Consider the following 20,978-nt stretch of genomic DNA (forward strand, 5'->3'; position numbering starts at 1 on the left):
GTCCGAAGCTTTTCATTATTTACTGCTGTTCAAATGACTATGCTTACGTCCGTATAAGAAGTAAACCACTAGCCCTAGTACAAGCCAAATTACGAAACTAATCCATGTTAACTTTGGAAGCTGAAGTGCTAAGTATAAACAGAACACAAAAGCTAAAATTGGAATCACCGGCACGAACGGTACGCGGAAACCAGTCGATTCTGAAGTTTGTTTTGATTTACGCAAATATAAAATTCCAATTGATACGGTCATGAAAGCAAAAAGAGTACCGATGTTTGTTAATTCTGCTAATCTTCCTAATGGTACTAAACCAGAGAAGATGGATACTAGTAAACATGTAATCCACGTATTTACTACTGGCGTTTGTTTTTTCTCACTGATTTTTGAAAAAGGCTTTGGCAATAGACCATCTCGACTGATCGCATAAAATAAACGAGTTTGTCCATACATCATAACGAGTAGTACCGTTGTGATACCAACAATTGCGCCTAATGAAATAAATCCTGCTACCCAGTCTTGGTTAATGTAGCTTAAAGCAAATGCTACAGGGTTTTTAACATTTAATTCTGTATAAGGTACGATTCCTGTTAAGATAAGCGATACGACGATATAAAGGACTGTACAAATCGCAAGAGATGCGATAATTCCAATTGGCATATCCCGCTGAGGCTTGCGTACTTCCTCGGCCGCTGTTGCTACAGCATCAAACCCAATGTAAGCGAAGAATACAGTTGCTGCTCCTGTCGCTACTCCCGAGAAACCAAACGGCATAAACGGCGTCCAGTTTTCTGGTTTAACATAGCTAACTCCTACCCCGATAAACAGAAGTACAACAGCCAGTTTAATAATAACCATGATAGCATTAAAACGTGAAGATTTTTTTACTCCTTGCGTTAAAAGTAATGTGATTAAAAATACGATCATAATTGCTGGAATATCAATATACGTGCCGTTTGCAGGATTATATGCACTCGTTAAAGCTTTTGGAAAATGTATGCCAAACCCTGCTAATAATCCTTGGAAATACCCGGACCATCCGCTAGCTACAGCAGAAGAAGCAAGACCGTATTCCAAGATAAGATCCCACCCTAAAATCCAAGCGATTAATTCACCAAATGTTGCATAACTGTAAGTGTATGCACTTCCTGAAACGGGAACTGTTGAGGCAAACTCTGCATAACAAAGAGCTGCAAACACACACGCAAGTCCTGACATAATGAAAGATATAACTAAAGCTGGACCGGCATGTTCAGCGGCGGCTACGCCCGTTAATACAAAAATTCCGGTTCCGATAATAGCTCCAATTCCTAACATTGTTAAATCGAAAGCGCCTAAATCCTTTTTTAATTTAACACCTTTAGAGTTGGTTTCACTAATTAACGTTTGAATTGATTTTTTACGAAATAAGCTCATAGTAAACCCCCAAGAAATACTTATCTGATATAACTAAATTTTCTGAAAATTAATGCATTATTTTCTTTAGATTTACTATACACTGCGGATTCGACAAAAAGCAATATATTTTTTTATTTTTATAAGAATTTTCTTAAAATAGTAAAAATAAAAAAACTAGGAAGAACTTCTTCCTAGTTACTCATCGTCCCCTAATATAAAATCAGGATCCAAATCTTCAAATTCATCGTCATCTACGTCTAAATCAAATTCGTCTTCATCATCGCAGCCTTTCGGATTTACTGCAACACAAACCTTGGTTTCGCCAATTACTTCCGCCAACAATTCTCTCTCTACTTGAACAATCGTTTTATTGCCATTTGGTGAAATTGTGCACTCTAGGCAATTTGGCTGCTGCAGCACGCGAACAATTACTTCGTAATCGTCTCCAATCGAATCTTCGTCTTTATAGCGCAGCTTAATATTATCTTTGTATGATACGGTTTCCGTCCAAACTTCGGTTTTTGTATTATTATTGTACGAATACCAGATGTTAATATCATATCTGCCGTCAACTTCTACATTGCTGCCGCTTTTCTTTGCTTTGTACTCATGGTTAATCACCCAGCACCCTAAGATGCTTGTTGGTCGATTTTTCGGTGCAAGCGTATGAGACGATTGTGTAAACTTGCGACCTTTACCTACGACTGCTTTTGTAATAATTTCTCTATAGTGTTGTGACATGTGAGCATACCCTCCTCAAACTATCTTCATTTCATCCTATGCAGGCTCATTCACTTGTTTGCACATTATTTTTAAGAAACTAGGTTTAAGGCATAAAAAACCTATGTTCCATTGTATGCAAGGATATAGAAAAACGTGACAATTATTAGAGAGAAAATCTGCCCAATTTTCATGCCACGGGATGCACAAAAAAATGCCTCAGCAAATTGCTGAGGCATTTTTTTTATGAGCAGCTAGATCCAGGGCTGTTTCGCACCTGTGAACCTGTTTCACCGCGCAGTAAATCACCATCTGTTGACACAATAATTTCATCCGTTACTGTGTTTGAAATAGTGTTAGCAACAAGTTGAAGCAAATCATTCACGTTTATTTGAGACTCTTGAAACTGCTGAATAATCGGCAGTTCATCCAGCTCTTCCTGTAAACGATCGATTTTTGCCTCCACTTGTTTTAACGCTTCTGTTTTACCATAATGTTGGAAATTAACAGCTTGTTTTTGCAAACTTTTAATACTTGCAATAGTTTCACGCACTTTTTGATTTTCGTTAAGCTGAGCTTCGGCACGCTTGAAGAAATCTACTTCTTCTGTTTCAGCAATCATTTTTGCCAGCTCTTGAGCACGTTTAATTACGTCACTCTTGTTATACTGCGCCATATTACTTCACCTCTGCTGTTTCTTCTACCATTTCCCCGTTTAATGTCCATGTTTTGGCTTTTGTAACTTTTACTTTTACAAGTTGCCCAATTACTGACTTAGGTGCTTTGAAGTTTACAAGCTTACTTTTTTCCGTGTAGCCTGCTAATACTTCCGGATTATTTTTACTTTCACCTTCTACTAATACTTCGACAACTTTACCTTCATATTCCTTCAATTTCTTTGCAGAAATTTCATTTACAAGAGCATTTAAGCGTTGAAGACGCTCTTTTTTCACTTCCATTGGTACGTTGTCTTGCATCTTAGCAGCTGGCGTACCTTCACGAGGTGAATAAATAAATGTATAAGCACTATCGAATTCAACCTCACGGTATAGCGACATTGTTTCTTCAAACTGCTCATCCGTTTCATTTGGGAAACCAACAATAATATCAGTTGTTAATGATGCTGTTGGAATGGCTTCTTTAATTTTACGAACAAGCTCTAAATAATGTTCACGAGAATATTTTCGTGCCATAATTTTTAAGATATCACTGCTTCCTGATTGAACAGGCAAATGAATGTGGTCGACAAGATTTCCTCCTTTAGCAAGAACTTCAATTAAACGGTCATCAAAGTCGCGAGGATGACTTGTTGTAAAACGGATACGAGCAACGTCAATTTTACGGATTTCGTCCATTAAGTCGCCTAGGCCGTACGTTATGTCTTCAAAATCTTTTCCATATGCATTAACATTTTGACCTAAAAGCGTAATTTCTTTGTAGCCTTGAGCAGCTAAGTGACGTACTTCTTGGATAATGTCTTCTGGACGGCGGCTTCGTTCTTTTCCTCGCGTATACGGAACGATACAGTACGTACAGAACTTGTCACAGCCGTACATGATGTTAACCCATGCTTTGACGCTGCCTTTACGTGCTCTTGGAAGGTTTTCAATAACGTCCCCTTCTTTAGACCATACTTCAATCACCATTTCTTTTGCTAAGTATGCTTCGTTTAAAATGTGAGGCAAACGGTGAATGTTGTGTGTACCAAAAATCATATCCACGTGCTGATGTTTTTGTAAAATTTTATTTACAACTGACTCTTCTTGAGACATACATCCACAGACGCCGATTAATAGCTCAGGGCGCTCGCGCTTTAAGGCCTTCAAGTGTCCTAATTCACCAAACACTTTATTTTCCGCATTTTCACGGATCGCACACGTATTCAATAAAATAACATGAGCATCTTCAACAGAGTCAGTTGGCTCGTAGCCAAGGCCTAGAAAAATACCAGCCATTACTTCTGTATCGTGCTCATTCATTTGACAGCCGTACGTACGGATATAAAATTTACGTCCCTGTCCCATTCCATGAAACTGTTCATCGATTGCAAAATCATTGTGATAGGAAACTTCTTCTTTCCCTCGTTTTTTCGCATCTTTTAAAGAAGGTGGCATGTATACTGTTTGAAAATATTTACTGTAATCCTTTTCGGATTTTTTGTCCGCTGGATTAACTTGGTTGCTTTCTAAACGTTGTTTTTCGTTCATAAAAAAATCTCCTTTCGCCATGACAATTGTCACGTTGCACCTGTAAATCGCAAAAAAATGTGACAGCCTTATGCTTATGCATAAAACTCATCACATTAACATAGTATATAACTTTCAAGTAGCGAACACAATCATATACCTATTTTCTATACCTGTTTCGTTAAAATTTCTTTCGACTTTCGAAACATTTATTAAATAACAAAAAGAGATTGATACATAACTAAATTAATCTATTTTAGAGACGAACAAATGGGATAAAAGAGCTCATAGAAACTCGCTTATTACACCGCTGTTGATTTCTGTGCAAAACTTCTCTTTCGGCGAGCGGCCGATGAGCCTTCTCCTAGCTCTCCAATTAACAGCTAGAAGCCACTCCCTACATGAAACCTACGTTCGCTATCACTATGAAAAAATCCGAACGAGTTGGATTCTCCATCAAGAATCTCAGTTCACCGTTCGGATTTTCCCTCTACTAAACTGCTTTTATTGCAGCCTCTTTTACATAAATTCAGCTACTAGCTCATCAAATTTTTCCTCAGTCATACCTAAGTCTGCTTTTGACAGCGGCTCTTCACTATAACCATGAACAAGCTGCTGATACGACGGCTGATGCGCATTTTGATAAATAAGCCCTGTTACTAAGCCGTTATGCTCCATTAACGTCTGCATAGCTTGCATACGATTGTTTGCATCATAACCTTCAATTGTGCTAAGACTAGTTAGGTTTTCTTTAAACCAATCATACGTGTTCACTTTGTTATACGTTACGCACGGGCTAAATACGTTAATTAAGGAAAAACCTTTATGCTGGATGCCTTGTTCAATTAAGCTTGTTAACTCTTTTAAATTCGTTGAAAAGCTTTGCGCCACAAACGTTGCTCCAGAAGTTAACGCAAGCTCCATGACAGATAAAGACGACTCGATTGATCCTTCAGGCGTACTTTTTGTCTTGAATCCTACTTCACTGCGAGGAGATGTTTGTCCTTTTGTTAAACCATAGATTTGGTTATCCATTACGATATACGTTACATCGATGTTTCGGCGAATCGCATGTACCGTGTGTCCCATACCTATAGCAAACCCATCTCCATCACCGCCAGATGCGATAACGGTTAAGTCACGATTAGCCATTTTTACACCTTGAGCGATTGGAAGCGCACGTCCGTGAATACCATGAAAACCATATGAATTAATATAACCAGAGATACGTCCAGAACATCCAATACCTGAAATAACAGCAAGCTCATGAGGTTCTAAACCTACGTTAGCAGATGCGCGTTGAATGGCTGCCTGTACGGAGAAATCTCCACACCCCGGACACCAGTTAGGTTTTACACTGTTACGAAAATCTTTAAACGTTGCCATTTAACACAAACATCTCCTTACTTTTTGCGTATACTTCTTGCGGAAGAAATGGATTTCCATCATACTTCAATACGCTTTGAATTTTATCATGACTTGCAATATTCATTTTTAAAATATTAGCAAGCTGTCCAGTAGCATTGTTTTCAACGACGACTACTTTTTTAGCTCCTTGCACGTAAGGAAGCAGTTCGTCAGCTGGGAACGGATGAATCAAACGAATGTGAGCGTGATTTACTTTTATACCGTCCTGTTCCAAACGTCCCATTGCCTCTTCAATAACTCCACGCGTCGAATTAAATCCAACAAATAAAATATCAGACTCTTTTTCATGAGAGTGAACATGAATTGGCGTATTAAAACGAATTCCTTTTGTTTTACGAAGACGCTTATTCATTTGATCATCGCGGTTCACCGGAGATTCAGATGGCTTTCCTGTCTCATCATGTTCTACTCCCGTCACGTGATGAATGCCATGCTTCATTCCTGGAATGACGCGTGGTGATACGCCGTCTTCTGTTACGCGGTAGCGCTTGTAGTATTGTTTTTCTTCCAGCTCTTCTAGCTCTCCTTGCTGAAGCTTACCGCGGCGGATTTCAACGCGATTATAGTCAAGCGGTTCTACTGATTGCTTCCCAAGTGAAAGCTGTAAATCCGTTAGCATAATAACTGGGCACTGATATTCTTCTGCTAAGTTAAACGCTTCAATCGTATCGTAGAATGCTTCTTCAACCGTACTTGGCGCCATGACGATCTTCGGAATTTCACCGTGCGTACCGTAAATCATGGCCATTAAATCAGACTGTTCTTGCTTAGTTGGAAGACCTGTACTTGGCCCGCCGCGCTGAGTATCTATAATCACAACAGGCTGCTCAGTGATTCCTGCTAATCCAATCGACTCCATCATTAAGGATAAACCTGGTCCAGCTGATGCTGTCAGCGCACGTACGCCTGCATAGTTAGCTCCGATAGCCATCGTACATGCTGCGATTTCATCTTCTGTTTGAATAACGGTTCCACCAAATTGAGGAAGCTTTTTAATTAAGTATTCCATGATTTCTGAAGCAGGAGTAATTGGATATGCTGGCATAAAACGAGCCCCACCGGCTAAAGCACCCAGCGCAATCGCATCGTTTCCAATCATAAACATACGTTTTTTACCATCCGCTGGATCTAGTTTCATTGTTTCTAATTGTTCGCCTAGCTGTTCACGAATGTAATCTGCACCTTTTTTAATAGCTTCCATGTTTTTTTGTACAACTTTTTGGCCCTTTTTACCGAAGATTTCAAGTACTACTTCTTCAAATACTTCTGTGTCAATATGAAGCACAGCACTTGAAGCGCCTACAGCAACCATGTTCTTCATTAGCGACGTTCCTAATTCCGTTGCAATTTCCGTAAACGGAACAGCATATAGCGTAGCAGTTGTACATGTTTCGGGCAGACTTGGGTTGAATTTCGCATCTGCAATTACAACGCCTCCTGCGCGCAGCTCATGGACGTTTACATCGATTGTTTCCTGATCGAACGCAACTAAAATATCCAAATCATCTGACACAGATCGAACTTGAGTTGTACTCACTCGAATCTTATTATTTGTATGTCCACCTTTGATACGAGAAGAAAAATGACGATAGCCGTATAAGTAATAACCTAATCGATTTAAAGCGGTTGAAAAAATTTCTCCCGTACTTTCGATTCCCTCACCCTGCTGTCCGCCAACTTTCCATGAAAGTTGCTGTACCATAAATCAACGCCACTCCTTTAATTGCTTATAATATAGAAATCTATTTTATTGATAAAAACTGAAAAAAGTAAATTAGCAAACGATTTCATTTGCTTCTGCATTTCACCAACCAAAATCATCTGCAAAACTCCCACAGCACCTTGTGGCTGTGCAGGATACGTTTCTGCTTGAGCAGCTCCATAATCCGTTTTCAATTTTATTCCGATTGCCAGAAAAATGCAACCCTTTCCATTGAATTCTCAATCGTTTTAATTATATTTATATTTAATGAATAAGATGAAGTTTTTTAATGATCTTTTCTGTCTTTACATGAGGCATTAGTATATAAATAACTTCTATAAAAAAGAGCTTTTCCAAGAAGAAAAAGCTCTTTTTTTTAGCTGCATACACGATCAGCAAAGTTTTGAAACAGAAAACGTTTTACCTGCTCCTCAGTGTAATGCTTAAGGAGTTCTTCGATTAAATTCGTATACTGTTCATATCTTCCGAGACGATGAACCGTTTTGTCAATGCCGTCAAAGTCAGAGCCAAAACCAACGGAGTATTCGCCTCCTCTTTCACACATGTAATCAAGATGACGGATCACATCCGCTATTTGCGCTTTGGCAGAACTCGTTAAAAATTCAGGCACAAACGTAATGCCAATCACGCCGTTTCGCTTTATTAAAGCATGAATTTGATCGTCTCTTAAATTCCGCGGATGAGAACACAATACGTGTGAATTGGAATGAGTAGCCACTACATATTGTGCTAGCTCAATCACATCCCAAAAACCTCTTACCGATAAATGAGATACATCCGTCCACACTTTATGTTCATTATTCAATTCAACAACTTCTCTTCCAAAAGAAGATAACCCCGCGCCTCGAGGTTCTAAAATACCGTCACACACGGCATTGCTATAATTCCATGTCAAACCTACTGAGCGTACACCCAGTGAAAACAGTGTCTTTAAGCGAACTAAACTGGTATCAATGGCATCGCAGCCTTCAAGCGTCAGCATTGCTCCTATTTCACCTTTTTTCAAGCTATCTATATCGCGTTTTGAACGAATCCATTTCACACCGGGAAGCGATAAAATATGACTTTGAAACAGCTGGATCATTTCTAACGCAACATCAAAGCGCTGAGCTGCCGGAACCGCTTCTGGAATATAAATAGCGAATAGCTGAACTTTCCCGTTTGCTTTTTTTATTCCTTCTAACGTCACATGCAGCGCTGAATCATATGTAAAAGATAAACGTTTATTTAACCAGAGCTTCATCAATACATCACAATGAGCATCAAATATCACAACCCACACCCCTTTAATTCTATACAAAAAGGACCTGTTTGGCTTCTATGCTTTACAGGTCCGTGGTTTTTATAATTATCGCGGCTCTACAATTAATTTAATGGCTGTTCGCTCTTCTCCATCAATTTGAATATCTGTAAAAGCTGGGATGCAGATTAAATCAACCCCACTTGGTGCAACGAACCCTCTTGCGATTGCTACAGCTTTTACTGCTTGATTAAGCGCCCCGGCCCCAATGGCTTGAATTTCTGCTGCGCCGCGTTCGCGCAGCACGCCTGCTAAGGCACCAGCAACTGAATTTGGATTAGACTTTGCTGAAACTTTTAATATTTCCATATCTAGCTCCTCCTTATTCTTTACAATGTATGATGAGAGATCATTAGACCAATGACTTAATTGATTTCAATGTTACTATATTCACGATATGTCAAACGTATTCCTGCTTGTTTTTCCTAAATATTCAAAAACTTATATTTCTACACCTTTCTTTTTTCTTTTTACGTTTTTGACAAAATAAAAAAGCCAACGTATCGTCTTTCGACACATTGACTTTTTCCCTTTATTCAAAAAACGGATGGTCTTCGTTAATTAAAATTCGCTCTGTTTTTGTTGCTTTCCCCGTCTTTTGATCAATATCAATAACGATTCCACTAAGCTGCGTTCTTCCTTCTTTTGGCACTTCAAATCGAACAGGAAGAGACGTTAAAAAACGCTTAATAACAGCTTCGCGCTCCATCCCTAAAATGCCGTCATATGGTCCCGTCATTCCTACGTCAGAGATGTAGGCTGTTCCTTTTGGCAATATACGATTGTCAGCTGTTTGAACATGCGTATGAGTGCCGACAACAGCGCTGACACGACCGTCCACATACCAGCTAATCGCTTGCTTTTCACTTGTTGTTTCAGCATGAAAATCAATAAAAATGAGCGGAGTGCGCTGACGTGCTTCTTCAATCAGGTCATCTGCTTTTTGAAATGGACAATCAAGCGGAGCCATAAACGTGCGCCCTTGTAAATTAATCACGGCTACCTCAAGCTGATTGTACGTAAAATACGTAATTCCCTTGCCAGGTGTACCTTCAGGAAAATTAGCTGGACGAACAAGATTTTTTGCATCGTCAATAAAATCAAAAATTTCACGTTTGTCCCACGCGTGGTTACCAAGGGTAATAATATTAGCCCCTGCTTGCAAGAACTGACGATAAATCTTTTCAGTAATGCCTTTTCCTGAAGCTGCATTTTCTCCATTCACAATTGTAAGTCCCGGAGAGTATTTTCTTTTTAATCTTGGTAAATATTCTTCAACCATTTCACGGCCTGGAGAACCAACTACGTCTCCAATAAATAAAATTCTCATGTAAAAGCTCCTATACTTCATTCTTAATCTGCATCTTCATCTCTACGAAAAAAAATAAAGTGGCGAAACGCCACTTCATTTTTATTTTGCATACTCTACTGCTCTTGTTTCACGAATAACGGTTACTTTGATGTGGCCAGGATAATCCAGCTCATCTTCAATTCGTTTTCGGATATCTCGAGCAAGTCGATGCGCTTCTAGATCACCAATCGTATCTGGTTTCACCATAATACGAACTTCACGCCCTGCTTGAATCGCAAATGATTTTTCAACGCCTTCATAAGACTCTGAAATTTCTTCTAACTTTTCAAGACGACGAATATAGTTTTCTAACGTCTCACTGCGAGCACCTGGTCTTGCAGCAGATAATGCATCCGCTGCTGCAACTAGTACAGCAATGATTGATGTTGGTTCTGTATCTCCATGGTGAGAAGCAATCGCGTTAATAACAACCGGATGTTCTTTATACTTTGTAGCTAATTCAACACCGATTTCTACGTGACTTCCTTCTACCTCATGGTCAATTGCTTTACCAATATCATGTAACAATCCTGCTCGTTTGGCTAACGTTTCATCTTCACCTAATTCAGCAGCCATAAGTCCTGATAAATACGCTACTTCCATTGAATGTTTCAGCACATTTTGACCATAGCTTGTTCTGAATTTTAAGCGACCAAGAATTTTCATCAAGTCTGGGTGCAACCCGTGAACACCGACTTCAAACGTCGTTTGTTCACCAACTTCACGAATATATTCGTCCACTTCACGGCGAGATTTTTCAACCATTTCTTCAATACGCGCGGGATGGATACGACCATCTTGAACGAGTTTATCAAGTGCAATTCTTGCTGTCTCACGACGAATTGGGTCAAATCCTGATAAAATAACTGCTTCTGGCGTATCATCAATAATAAGATCAATTCCTGTCAAAGTTTCAAGCGTACGGATGTTTCGACCTTCTCGACCGATAATTCGGCCTTTCATTTCGTCATTTGGCAAGTTAACAACTGAGACAGTCGTTTCAGCAACATGATCTGCTGCGCAACGCTGAATAGCAAGTGAAAGAATTTCTTTCGCCTTTTTATCGGCGTCTTCTTTTGCACGGTTTTCTGTTTCTTTTACCATTATTGCAATATCGTGGGAAAGTTCATTTTCAACACGATCTAAAATAATCGCTCTTGCATCTTCTCTTGTTAAGCTTGAAATGCGCTCTAGCTCTGTTTGCTGTGCACGTACTACTTCTTCAACTTTGCTTTCCATCTCTTCAATATGCTGTTGTTTAACAGTAAGAGAATCATCTTTCTTTTCAAGTAACGCTTCACGTTTATCAAGTGATTCGTCTTTACGATCAAGATTTTCCTCTTTTTGCATTAATCGATTTTCTTGTTTTTGAAGTTCTGCTCGACGATCACGAATATCTTGTTCTGCCTCTGTACGAAGCTGATGGATTTCATCCTTCGCTTCTAGTAAAGCTTCTTTTTTCAAAGCTTCCGCCTCGCGGGTTCCTTCATCGATAATTTGTTCTGCACTAGACTTTGCTCCCGCAATTTTAGCTTCAGCAATCGATTTACAAACAAAAAAGCCAACAACTGCACCGACGATTAGGCCAAGCAAAGCGAAGATGATTGTATTAGTATCCATCATTTCACCTCCCCTTGCTATAAACTTGTAAGTTTTAAATTTCATGTCGGCATGTACATCGTATTCACCTTTCAATATACACACAAAGGCTTTTAAACGCTAAAATGTTTTAAAAAGGGAAAATATACATCTTAATTGTAAATCTGTGCATTTTTATTGTCAAGCCTGCCTCTACAGTATATATTGAAATTTCGTATGTTACTTTTCTATCATTAACAATTTTTACAAAAAAAAGACCCCTTCTTTGAAATAGAGGAGTCTTTTTTTATCTCGCAGCAAATTAAATATTTAAATCGCCTTGATCGTCATCCTCAGGAGCTGGCTCTCCATCTTGGTCTAAACCATGATGTTCACGCACTTGTCCCGCAATTTCCTGACGAATATCAGTATTTTCTTTTAAGAATTGTTTTGCATTTTCACGACCTTGACCTAGACGCTCGTCATTATATGAATACCAAGATCCACTTTTTTGAACAATATCTAGTTCAGAAGCGATATCCAAAATTTCACCCTCTTTTGAAATACCTTCTCCGTACATAATATCTACTTCAGCAGCACGGAAAGGCGGAGCTACTTTGTTTTTCACAACTTTAATTCTTGTTTTGTTACCTACAATATCGTTTCCTTGCTTTAACTGCTCTGCACGACGCACTTCTAGACGCACTGAAGAATAGAATTTAAGCGCACGTCCACCAGGAGTTGTTTCAGGATTACCAAACATAACGCCGACTTTTTCACGAATTTGGTTAATAAAGATAGCGATTGTTTTAGACTTGTTGATAGCTCCAGATAGTTTACGCAATGCTTGAGACATTAAACGAGCTTGTAGACCCACGTGAGAGTCTCCCATTTCTCCTTCAATTTCCGCTTTTGGCACTAATGCTGCTACTGAGTCAACAACGATAATATCTACTGCACCGCTTCGAACTAAAGCTTCAGCGATTTCTAAAGCTTGTTCTCCCGTATCAGGCTGAGATAATAATAGCTCATCAATATTCACACCTAATTTTTGAGCATATACAGGATCTAACGCGTGCTCCGCATCGATAAATGCAGCCTGTCCGCCCTGCTGTTGAACTTCTGCAATCGCATGAAGAGCAACTGTTGTTTTACCTGAGCTTTCTGGACCATATACTTCAACTACACGTCCACGTGGATATCCACCTACACCTAAAGCTATATCTAACGCTAATGAACCACTTGGAATTGTAGAAATTCTTTTTTCCGTTTGTTCACCTAATTTCATAATTGAACCTTTACCAAATTGCTTTTCAATTTGTTTTAAAGCCATATCAAGGGCTGCTTGACGATCGTTCACTCAATTTCCTCCTCTATCTCTTTGAAATCATCTATAAACTGCAAACTTACTACGATGTAGTAGCAATGTCGAATTAACAACTTTCTATAACTTACTATACTAGTTTTTGAGTCGTTTGACAAGCAAAAAGCGAATAAATGTTCGTTTATTATTTTATAAAAAAAAGGCTGTTTTGGAAAAACCAAACAGCCTTTTTTCTTTATTTCTTTATCATCTTTAATACGTAATGACAGCCATAATTAACCGTTCGTGAACGAATCCCCTGGCGGCTTCCAGATAGCTGCAGGCTGTAAACTTGAGGAGCTTGATCTTTATAGGCTACTCCTATATATACTGTTCCTACAGGATGTCCTTCTTGTTTGGAAGGTCCAGCTACACCTGTAAACCCGATGCCAATATCCGTTTTGCATAACTGTTGAATACGCTGAGCCATTTCAGCCGCGCACTGCTCGCTAACGGCTCCGTACTGATTCAGCGTGTGTTCGCTCACTCCGAGAATATTTTGCTTGATTTCATAATGATAGGCGACCAGGCTGCCTTTTACAGCTTCTCCAGCACCTGAAACAGATGTTAAACGTTCGCTGAATAAACCACCGGTTAAACTTTCGGCTGAAGCAATCGTTAATCCTTGTGCCGTTAATTCTTTTACCAATTCATTATGTAAAGAAGTTGCTTCGTATCCATATAAATACTCGCCTACGCGCTCTGAAATGGTCTTTTCCACTTCGTCTAACATGCGCTGTGCTTCAGCAGCATTAGCGTGCTTAGCAGTTAAGCGAAGCGTCACTTCTCCATCTCCTGCTAGCGGCGCAATCGTCGGGTTGGTTTGCGCATCAAGCAAATCTTCAATTTCTGTCTCAAGCTGTGATTCCCCTATTCCGAAAAAGCGAAGAACGCGTGATTCAATACTTTCTTTTAATTCAAGCTTTTGAGTTAAAAATTCTTGACCATACGATTCATACATTGGATAAAGCTCTTTTGGAGGCCCGGGGAATAGCATATAGTGTTTCCCCTCTACCGTAAGCCCCATACCTGGAGCCATTCCGTAATCGTTAGGGAGCACTGCCGAACCTTCTAGCACAATTGCCTGTTTTTTATTGTTAGGTGTCATGATACGATTTGACTGTTTGAAATAGGCTTCAATGCTTTCAAGTGCTTCTGCATTTGTTGTGAGCTCTACTCCTAGCACACTCGCAATTGTTTCTTTTGTTAAATCATCTTTTGTAGGACCAAGCCCGCCTGTGAAAATAATTAACTCCGCACGCGTTTGAGCTGTAGCAATCACTTCTTTTAAGCGCTGTGCATTATCTCCTACTACCGTATGATAGTAAACATTAATTCCCAGTTCGGCTAATTTTTTCGATAAATACTGAGCGTTTGTATTGGCAATTTGTCCAAGCAGCAGCTCAGAGCCGACTCCAATAATTTCAGCGTTCATCATATCATCTCCATCTTACTTATTTTGAATTAACAAAAGCCTGTTTGTTTTTAGCAAAGTAGTCCCAGCCTGAAATAACCGTAAAAATCACTGAGATCCAAAGCATTACGCTAGCAAATGGAATGGAAACCCATTCAAAAGGCAAGTTATACAACAGAATAGCTGAAATAGCTAAAATTTGAGTCCATGTTTTAATTTTACCTAACATATTGGCTGCTACAACTTCCCCTTCCCCTGCTAGTACAAGTCTTAAACCAGTGATAGCAAATTCCCGGCTAATAATGATGATAGCAGCCCATCCTGCACCTGCAATTAAATCTAAGTCAACAATAGCTACAAGCGCAGCTGAAACCAATAGCTTGTCTGCTAGTGGATCTAAAAATTTGCCCAAGTTCGTGACTAAATCGTACTTTCGAGCATAGTATCCGTCTATCCAGTCTGTTGTAGATGCAATAATAAATAATGCTGCCCCTAATAGGTGAGCGATCGGAATCTCTTTTCCTGCCGCCTCTACTGTGCCAAATGGTAGCGGCACCATCATAAAAATGAGGAATACGGGAATTAGAAAAATCCGCGAAATGGTAATCTTGTTTGGTAAATTCACTTCTTCTGCCTCCAATTACTGTTACAAACTGAAAGCGTGCAAACGAAGTTGTTTGCACGGCTTTGGTTTTATTATAGCGTGAATGAGTGATTAATTCACATATTATCTTTATTTACACCCTGATCACTTTTTAAAACAGGGTGTTTACTGTGCTTCTGCCGGCTGATATTGAATCGTTACAACTTGTCGAACTTGCTTGGATGAATCAAACGGCAAGTCAACCGCTTTTCCATTTACTTTTAACTCTACCCCAGGTGAATAACCGATGTTGACACGAGCTTCAGTTTCTTTCGTCAAATCAAATTCTTTTGTTTCACCTTTTTTTAGAATGGAGCTAAAGAAAGCATTTCCTTTTCCATTTTTCACATCTAACCAAGTATCTGCTTGAGTGGATGTTACTTCTAGATTAAATGCATCTGCACCGGAAAGAGCATACGTAGCACTTCTGCCTGTTTTTTGAACTTCCTTGTATTCTTGTTTACCGCTGTCTTTCTTTTCTTTTTCCGCTTTTTCTTTCTCAGCTTTTTCTTTCTCAGCTTTTTCTTTTGCGGCTTTTTCTTTTTCAGCTTTTTCTTTTTCTTGTTCTTTCTTATCAGCAGCACTTTGTTCATCTTCTGAGTTGCTATTGTCATTTTTTGCAGTAGTTTCATTCGTTTCTTCCTGCGTGTTAGACTGCTGAACTTCGCTGTTTGGAGCTTCTTGGTTAGCCTGCTCCTTGTTTTTATCCGAGACGATATTTTGAGCGATTACCCAAATAATAATCCCAACAACTACAACTCCCGCCACCACTAGAACAGTTGGAAGGTAGTCATATGCTTTTGAAACTCCTTTTGTATGCTGAGGAATTTCTTTGCGGCTGCGAACGCGCGAAAGCTGCTGCGGCATGTCTTCTGTTTGAGTTGAAGGAATGTCTGATTTGTATTCTTCAAAAATAGCATCTGTGTCCAACCCAATTGCTTCGCAGTATTGCTTAATAAACGCTCGTACGTAAAATTTCCCAGGCATAACCTCATAATTGCCTTCTTCAATGCCAAGTAAATAGCGCTTTTGAATTTTCGTTAGTTTTTGTAAATCTTCTAACGACAATCCTTTGCTTTCTCGTTCTTGTCTTAACCTTTGTCCTAACTCTGTCAATGCTAACACCTACCAATTATGCTAAAAATCAAACATCGATAATCCACCGTCTTGAAACATTTGAGGACCTTCCATTATTTCATATGTAATTTTCTCATTGGGGTCGTTTCTTATTTCAATAATGTAGGCAAAATCATCTAACGAATACTCGGTATTTTGTACAAATACATCCGGATGCTCCACAATTTTTGTCGCGGGTACATTCATTACTTCTCGTACAAGCTGCCAGTGCTTTTCATTCGCTCGTTTTGTCGATACAATCCCGTCAATAATAAAAATATTATCGGCGTTGTATTCGTCAGCAATAAGCTGACTGCGAATCGTTTGTTTTAAGAGTGTAGAAGACACAAAAAGCCACCTTTTGTTTGCACATACGCTAGCCGCTACAATGGATTCGGTTTTGCCTACTCGCGGCATACCTCGAATGCCGATAAGCTTATGACCGTCTTGTTTAAACAGTTCCGCCATAAAATCTACGAGCAAACCTAATTCATCTCTTACGAAACGGAACGTCTTTTTATCATCTGCGTCCCGCTGAATATAGCGGCCGTGACGCACTGCTAACTTATCACGCAATTTAGGCGGTCTCATTTTTGTCACAATGATATTATCCATTGTTTTCAAAATAGATTCAAGCCTGTCTATTTGCTCATGTGAATCACAGCGCAGCAATAATCCGCGGCGAATATCATCCACTCCATTAATTGTGACAATATTAATTGACAACATTCCAAGAAGCGATGAAATATCACCTAAAAGACCCGGACGATTTTTTTGTATTTGATATTCTAAATACCACTCAATTTTCTCCATCAAACCCCTCCCATTTCTTGGCTGGCCTTCGAGAGGTGCCCCCTTTTTTTCACCTAGTTTAACTATAAATGATTTCCATTCTATTATAAACCCTAAAGACAAGTAGTTCTACATTTGTTATGTATGTAAGCGCTTATTTATTTGTACTATTTATTTCTAAGAAAAAAGGAGCTCTCACACGCGGTGAATTAGCTCCTTTTTAGAAACGATAACTTATTTTACTGATCCGTTATTTTGAACTAATTTCACCATGCTGCTCGCAATCGCATGCTGCTCTTCTTTAGAAGCAACGCTCCAAAGGTCTGCTAAAATTCGCTCTTGATCATTTTTTGCATCAACTTGGTTTGCTAAATATCCACCAATTTGATAAGCAAGATCATGAATAACTTCTTCTTGCATTCCTTCGTTTTGCGCATGATGTAAACGGTCGCCTAAAAAATCTTTCCAGCTATCCCAGTTTTCTAATACTGACATGAGTAGCCCTCCTTAAGGTTTATTCATATCATAGTTTGTACCTTGTTTTTGATTTTATGCACACTTTATATGTACCAGCCGCCATTAACCGATAATATTTGTCCCGTTATGTAGGAAGCTCGTGAAGATATTAAATATGAAACCGCCTCTGCCACTTCTTTTGGATATCCTATTCTTCCTAAAGGGATCTCTTCAGCCAGCTCTTTGACCTCTTCTTTTGAATAGCTGGCCATCATATCCGTTTCAATCGCTCCGGGCGCAACTCCATTTACTCGAACCCCACTTAGTGCAACCTCTTTCGCCAAAGCTTTTACAAATGTATTTTGTGCACCTTTTACCATTGAATAAAGGACTTCAAATGAAGCTCCTGTAAGTCCCCAAATGGAAGAAATCATGATGATTTGTCCGCTTTTAGCACTAATCATTTTAGGTAATAAAGCTTTGGTAATAACAAAGGGAGCCGTGATGTGAAGATAGATCATTTCTTCAGTTTCTTTTGCCGGAGTATCTGTCATTAACCCGCTAACGCTTCGTCCGCTGTTATGAATAATAACTTCTACCGGAACAATAATTTCCTCTAAAAACTTCTCCACTTCCTCTTTACATGATAAATCCGCTTGTACCGTAAACACGGTTTTTACCTTTTCAGCAAGCTCATGTGCAAGCGCCTCTATTCTGTCTCTTCGTTGATGGTAATGCAAAATAAGCGAATATCCATCCTCAGCCAATTGCTTAGCAATCGCTGTGCCAATTCCTCCGCTTGCACCTGTCACAAGGGCAAATTTCTCCATAACCTTCTCTCCTTTACATGCAAAAAAGCTGATGAACATCAGCTTTTTTGGCAACAATCATCTTTATTTAGGTACTACTTCACAAACCGTAAAGTTCTTTTCATCAATAATCTCGTTTAGCACATCTTTTATTTCGTTCACCTTCAGTTTTTCCAGCGTTTCAACAATATCAAATAAATTCATATCATTAAATGCATAGCGTGTAAACTGATTAGCGATAAACTCAGGTGAGTTTAATGAACGTAAAAATCCGCCAATTTTCTTTTTACGGATACGCTCAAGCTCCTCTTCTGTTAGTGATTTTGTTTTCATTTCAAGTAAAATTTGTTTAACTCGATCATACAGCTGCTCCGGTTGGTCCGTATCTCCTCCGATAAGAGCAAAACCAAATCCTCTTTCCTCCGTATAATCATAAGCAAATGTTTCATCAATGAGCCCGTCTGCATATAATTCCTCATAGTACGAAGAGCTTTTTCCAAATGCGTAATCTAAAATAATATTCATTGCTAACTCATATTTAAGCATTTCTCCACCTGAACGCTGCGGATTTTTCGCTTTTAGACCCACCATACATTTAGAAGACTGCACCGGCATTTTTAGTACTTGTTTTTCTTGATCCACCGTTTCAGGCTCTTCGTCAAAATGACGCTGTATGTCAGAGATTTCTTTATAATCTTTTTTCTGCTGATTGTCTCGGACTTGCTTCATTACTTTTTCCGCATCAACAGGACCTACAATGAACAACAGCATGTTGCTTGGATGGTAGAACGTTTCATAGCATGTATACAGCAAATCTTTATTAATATGTGAAATCGATTCGATCGTGCCGGCAATATCAATTTTAACAGGGTGGTTTTTGTACATATTTTGAATGGTGCCAAAATACAAGCGCCAGTCCGGATTGTCGTCATACATTGTAATTTCTTGACCGATAATGCCTTTTTCTTTTTCGACCGTTTTTTCTGAGAAGTACGGCTCTTGTACAAAGTCCACTAATGTTTCAAGGTTTTCTTCAAAATTTGACGTACAGCTGAATAAGTAAGCTGTGCGGGTAAAAGAAGTAAATGCATTGGCCGAAGCGCCTTGTTTACTAAACTGCTGAAAGACATCCCCGTCTTCTTTTTCAAATAATTTATGCTCTAAAAAGTGTGCGATTCCGTCCGGAACTTTTGTCATTTCATTTTCATTTAGCGGTACGAATTGATTGTCAATCGATCCGTAGTTCGTTGTAAAGGTAGCAAACGTTTTGTTAAACTCCGGCTTTGGCAAAATATATACCTGTAGCCCGTTATCCATTTTTTCATGATACAGCTGTTCCTGAAGCTGCGAAAATTCAATTTTCTCCATTTTCTTCACCGCCCGTTCCTGTTAAGAAATAAATTGTATCCATTTCAATTTTCTCAGCCACTTTAATAATTTCCTGCTTAGATACCGCATCAATATGCTTTAAGTATTCGTCAATTGAAATGTCTTTGCCTGTTAATTCATTATGATACATAACCTCTACTAGTCCTCGTGGAGTATCCACCGTTTCAAGCAGCTGATTGTGAATGACGGCTTTTGTTTGAGCGATTTCGCCGTCTGTGAACGACCCTTGCTTCATCTCCTGCATTTGTTCTTTAATAATGGTCACGGCTTGGTCGTAATTTTTAGCATCAATACCCGACATGACCATCAGTAATCCCTTATGACTTTCTACCCTTGAAGCGGCATAATAGGCTAAGCTTGCTTTTTCACGCACATTGATAAATAGCTTAGAATGTGAGAAACCTCCGAATATACCGTTAAATACTTGCAGAGCAAAATACTGTCTATCTCCGTATACAACATTTGTGCGGTAGCCAATATTTAATTTCCCTTGTTTTACTTCTTGTTTTTCCACTACTTCATTTACTTTTGAGATATCTTTAGACGTAATAGAATCTTCAATGTCTTTTTGCTCGCGCTTTGGTAACGTAAATGTTTCTTTTACTGTTTGTAAAACCTCTTCGACTTGCAAATCTCCAATAGCATAAAGGTGAATGGCATCTTCTTTTAACACCTGCTGATAATAGGCGTACAAACTTTCACCTGTAATTTCTTCCACGTCGTCAATTTGACCGTTTACATGTAAAGAGTAAGGTTCTTCTTTACACATTTCTTCGACTAGTCTTAAATTAGCATAGCGCATTTTATCATCAAATACGGCTTGAATTCTCTGACGAAGCGAACGCTTTTCTTTTGTCATAATATCCTTTAAAAAAGAGTCCCCTTCAACTGCTGGCTTTAATAAAATATCGCCAAGAAGCGCTAACGCTTTTTGCAAAAGCGGAGTTGAATCTTTCAAATATTTTTCATTCGCTATATCAATGCGAATCGTAATATCGTGGTTATCACCTTTTTTTGTTAAGTCTACTTGTAAAGTAGCACCATAAAGCTCATCTAAATATGTACGAAGCTTTGTCGTAGACGGCAGCGACTCGGTAGCGCTTTGAAGCACATAAGGTAAAAGGGCACGCATTGTCACCGTTTTCTTATCTAAAGGGGCATTTAGTTTTAAAATGAACGTGTTTGTTTTGTACTTAGCTGTTTGAATGGTATGAACAGTCAATCCTTCTAGTTCATGTTTTTGTTCAGTCAATAATTTCATATATAAACCTCCTTTTAAATTTTGATGTATTAACTAGACAATACTTCTATTTTG

At 39.0% G+C, this 20,978-nt stretch carries 20 protein-coding genes; all 20 read right to left on the reverse strand.

Annotated features, from left to right (window positions below; genetic code table 11):
- Positions 1-15: 15 nt before the first annotated feature.
- The 20 genes from bcaP to yfmF all read right to left on the reverse strand — a co-directional run bounded on the left by bcaP (position 16) and on the right by yfmF (position 20,924).
- Positions 16-1,413 (reverse strand): branched-chain amino acid transporter BcaP, encoded by a 1,398-nt coding sequence (gene bcaP / locus ACFX4G_RS00250; protein ID WP_013084740.1) that lies wholly within the window; start codon positions 1,411-1,413, stop codon positions 16-18.
- 177 nt (positions 1,414-1,590) lie between these two features.
- On the reverse strand, positions 1,591-2,136 hold the full coding sequence (locus ACFX4G_RS00255; protein WP_013058796.1) for an outer spore coat protein CotE: 546 nt from the start codon (positions 2,134-2,136) through the stop codon (positions 1,591-1,593).
- Between the two features lie 223 nt (positions 2,137-2,359).
- Positions 2,360-2,791, reverse strand: coding sequence for a YlbF/YmcA family competence regulator (locus ACFX4G_RS00260; protein WP_013058797.1), 432 nt, complete (start codon positions 2,789-2,791; stop codon positions 2,360-2,362).
- Between the two features lies 1 nt (position 2,792).
- The gene (miaB, locus tag ACFX4G_RS00265; RefSeq protein ID WP_013084741.1) at positions 2,793-4,322 is read right to left on the reverse strand and encodes a tRNA (N6-isopentenyl adenosine(37)-C2)-methylthiotransferase MiaB; all 1,530 of its coding nucleotides are present in this window, start codon (positions 4,320-4,322) and stop codon (positions 2,793-2,795) included.
- Between the two features lie 498 nt (positions 4,323-4,820).
- Entirely contained in the window at positions 4,821-5,687 is an 867-nt protein-coding gene (locus tag ACFX4G_RS00270; RefSeq protein ID WP_013058799.1) for a 2-oxoacid:ferredoxin oxidoreductase subunit beta, read from the reverse strand.
- A complete protein-coding gene (locus ACFX4G_RS00275) occupies positions 5,674-7,431 on the reverse strand; it encodes a 2-oxoacid:acceptor oxidoreductase subunit alpha (RefSeq protein ID WP_097824485.1) in 1,758 nt (585 codons plus the stop codon). The genes ACFX4G_RS00270 and ACFX4G_RS00275 overlap by 14 nt, the downstream gene beginning before the upstream one ends.
- A 17-nt stretch (positions 7,432-7,448) precedes the next feature.
- On the reverse strand, positions 7,449-7,625 hold the full coding sequence (locus ACFX4G_RS00280; protein ID WP_157842229.1) for a hypothetical protein: 177 nt from the start codon (positions 7,623-7,625) through the stop codon (positions 7,449-7,451).
- A gap of 182 nt (positions 7,626-7,807) precedes the next feature.
- A complete protein-coding gene (locus tag ACFX4G_RS00285) occupies positions 7,808-8,725 on the reverse strand; it encodes a dipeptidase (protein ID WP_162214893.1) in 918 nt (305 codons plus the stop codon).
- A 75-nt stretch (positions 8,726-8,800) separates the two neighbouring features.
- Positions 8,801-9,061, reverse strand: a complete 261-nt coding sequence (spoVS, locus tag ACFX4G_RS00290) for a stage V sporulation protein SpoVS (protein ID WP_003181955.1) — start codon at positions 9,059-9,061, stop codon at positions 8,801-8,803.
- 223 nt (positions 9,062-9,284) lie between these two features.
- Positions 9,285-10,082, reverse strand: a complete 798-nt coding sequence (locus ACFX4G_RS00295) for a TIGR00282 family metallophosphoesterase (protein WP_043976551.1) — start codon at positions 10,080-10,082, stop codon at positions 9,285-9,287.
- Between the two features lie 81 nt (positions 10,083-10,163).
- Entirely contained in the window at positions 10,164-11,723 is a 1,560-nt protein-coding gene (gene rny, locus ACFX4G_RS00300; RefSeq protein WP_043976549.1) for a ribonuclease Y, read from the reverse strand.
- A gap of 280 nt (positions 11,724-12,003) precedes the next feature.
- A complete protein-coding gene (gene recA, locus ACFX4G_RS00305) occupies positions 12,004-13,041 on the reverse strand; it encodes a recombinase RecA (RefSeq protein WP_013058804.1) in 1,038 nt (345 codons plus the stop codon).
- Between the two features lie 199 nt (positions 13,042-13,240).
- Positions 13,241-14,482 (reverse strand): competence/damage-inducible protein A, encoded by a 1,242-nt coding sequence (locus ACFX4G_RS00310; RefSeq protein WP_377572565.1) that lies wholly within the window; start codon positions 14,480-14,482, stop codon positions 13,241-13,243.
- 16 nt (positions 14,483-14,498) lie between these two features.
- The gene (gene pgsA, locus ACFX4G_RS00315; protein WP_013058806.1) at positions 14,499-15,083 is read right to left on the reverse strand and encodes a CDP-diacylglycerol--glycerol-3-phosphate 3-phosphatidyltransferase; all 585 of its coding nucleotides are present in this window, start codon (positions 15,081-15,083) and stop codon (positions 14,499-14,501) included.
- A gap of 144 nt (positions 15,084-15,227) precedes the next feature.
- Positions 15,228-16,226, reverse strand: a complete 999-nt coding sequence (locus ACFX4G_RS00320; RefSeq protein WP_322552393.1) for a helix-turn-helix domain-containing protein — start codon at positions 16,224-16,226, stop codon at positions 15,228-15,230.
- Between the two features lie 12 nt (positions 16,227-16,238).
- A complete protein-coding gene (locus ACFX4G_RS00325) occupies positions 16,239-17,030 on the reverse strand; it encodes a DUF3388 domain-containing protein (RefSeq protein WP_013058808.1) in 792 nt (263 codons plus the stop codon).
- A gap of 213 nt (positions 17,031-17,243) precedes the next feature.
- Positions 17,244-17,504: a DUF3243 domain-containing protein gene (locus ACFX4G_RS00330; protein WP_013058809.1), complete on the reverse strand. Its 261-nt coding sequence runs from the start codon at positions 17,502-17,504 to the stop codon at positions 17,244-17,246.
- A gap of 65 nt (positions 17,505-17,569) precedes the next feature.
- Positions 17,570-18,295, reverse strand: coding sequence for an elongation factor P 5-aminopentanone reductase (gene ymfI, locus ACFX4G_RS00335; RefSeq protein WP_377572568.1), 726 nt, complete (start codon positions 18,293-18,295; stop codon positions 17,570-17,572).
- Between the two features lie 63 nt (positions 18,296-18,358).
- Positions 18,359-19,642, reverse strand: a complete 1,284-nt coding sequence (gene yfmH / locus ACFX4G_RS00340; protein ID WP_025750276.1) for an EF-P 5-aminopentanol modification-associated protein YfmH — start codon at positions 19,640-19,642, stop codon at positions 18,359-18,361.
- Positions 19,629-20,924, reverse strand: coding sequence for an EF-P 5-aminopentanol modification-associated protein YfmF (gene yfmF, locus ACFX4G_RS00345; protein ID WP_013058812.1), 1,296 nt, complete (start codon positions 20,922-20,924; stop codon positions 19,629-19,631). The genes yfmH and yfmF overlap by 14 nt, the downstream gene beginning before the upstream one ends.
- Between the last annotated feature and the right edge of the window lie 54 nt (positions 20,925-20,978).

The sequence above is a fragment of the Priestia sp. YIM B13486 genome, from assembly GCF_042787865.1.
Classification (GTDB): domain Bacteria; phylum Bacillota; class Bacilli; order Bacillales; family Bacillaceae_H; genus Priestia; species Priestia megaterium.

What these genes read in the sequence shown, in the direction of transcription:
- ACFX4G_RS00275 (WP_097824485.1), bottom strand. Translation starts at nt 7,431, where the DNA reads ATGGTACAGCAACTTTCATGGAAAGTTGGCGGACAGCAGGGTGAGGGA.
- spoVS (WP_003181955.1), bottom strand. Translation starts at nt 9,061, where the DNA reads ATGGAAATATTAAAAGTTTCAGCAAAGTCTAATCCAAATTCAGTTGCT.
- ACFX4G_RS00270 (WP_013058799.1), bottom strand. Translation starts at nt 5,687, where the DNA reads ATGGCAACGTTTAAAGATTTTCGTAACAGTGTAAAACCTAACTGGTGT.
- ACFX4G_RS00325 (WP_013058808.1), bottom strand. Translation starts at nt 17,030, where the DNA reads ATGGAGAAAATTGAGTGGTATTTAGAATATCAAATACAAAAAAATCGT.
- ACFX4G_RS00295 (WP_043976551.1), bottom strand. Translation starts at nt 10,082, where the DNA reads ATGAGAATTTTATTTATTGGAGACGTAGTTGGTTCTCCAGGCCGTGAA.
- ACFX4G_RS00330 (WP_013058809.1), bottom strand. Translation starts at nt 17,504, where the DNA reads ATGTCAGTATTAGAAAACTGGGATAGCTGGAAAGATTTTTTAGGCGAC.
- yfmH (WP_025750276.1), bottom strand. Translation starts at nt 19,642, where the DNA reads ATGGAGAAAATTGAATTTTCGCAGCTTCAGGAACAGCTGTATCATGAA.
- ymfI (WP_377572568.1), bottom strand. Translation starts at nt 18,295, where the DNA reads ATGGAGAAATTTGCCCTTGTGACAGGTGCAAGCGGAGGAATTGGCACA.
- ACFX4G_RS00255 (WP_013058796.1), bottom strand. Translation starts at nt 2,136, where the DNA reads ATGTCACAACACTATAGAGAAATTATTACAAAAGCAGTCGTAGGTAAA.
- ACFX4G_RS00310 (WP_377572565.1), bottom strand. Translation starts at nt 14,482, where the DNA reads ATGATGAACGCTGAAATTATTGGAGTCGGCTCTGAGCTGCTGCTTGGA.
- yfmF (WP_013058812.1), bottom strand. Translation starts at nt 20,924, where the DNA reads ATGAAATTATTGACTGAACAAAAACATGAACTAGAAGGATTGACTGTT.
- bcaP (WP_013084740.1), bottom strand. Translation starts at nt 1,413, where the DNA reads ATGAGCTTATTTCGTAAAAAATCAATTCAAACGTTAATTAGTGAAACC.
- rny (WP_043976549.1), bottom strand. Translation starts at nt 11,723, where the DNA reads ATGGATACTAATACAATCATCTTCGCTTTGCTTGGCCTAATCGTCGGT.
- miaB (WP_013084741.1), bottom strand. Translation starts at nt 4,322, where the DNA reads ATGAACGAAAAACAACGTTTAGAAAGCAACCAAGTTAATCCAGCGGAC.
- ACFX4G_RS00260 (WP_013058797.1), bottom strand. Translation starts at nt 2,791, where the DNA reads ATGGCGCAGTATAACAAGAGTGACGTAATTAAACGTGCTCAAGAGCTG.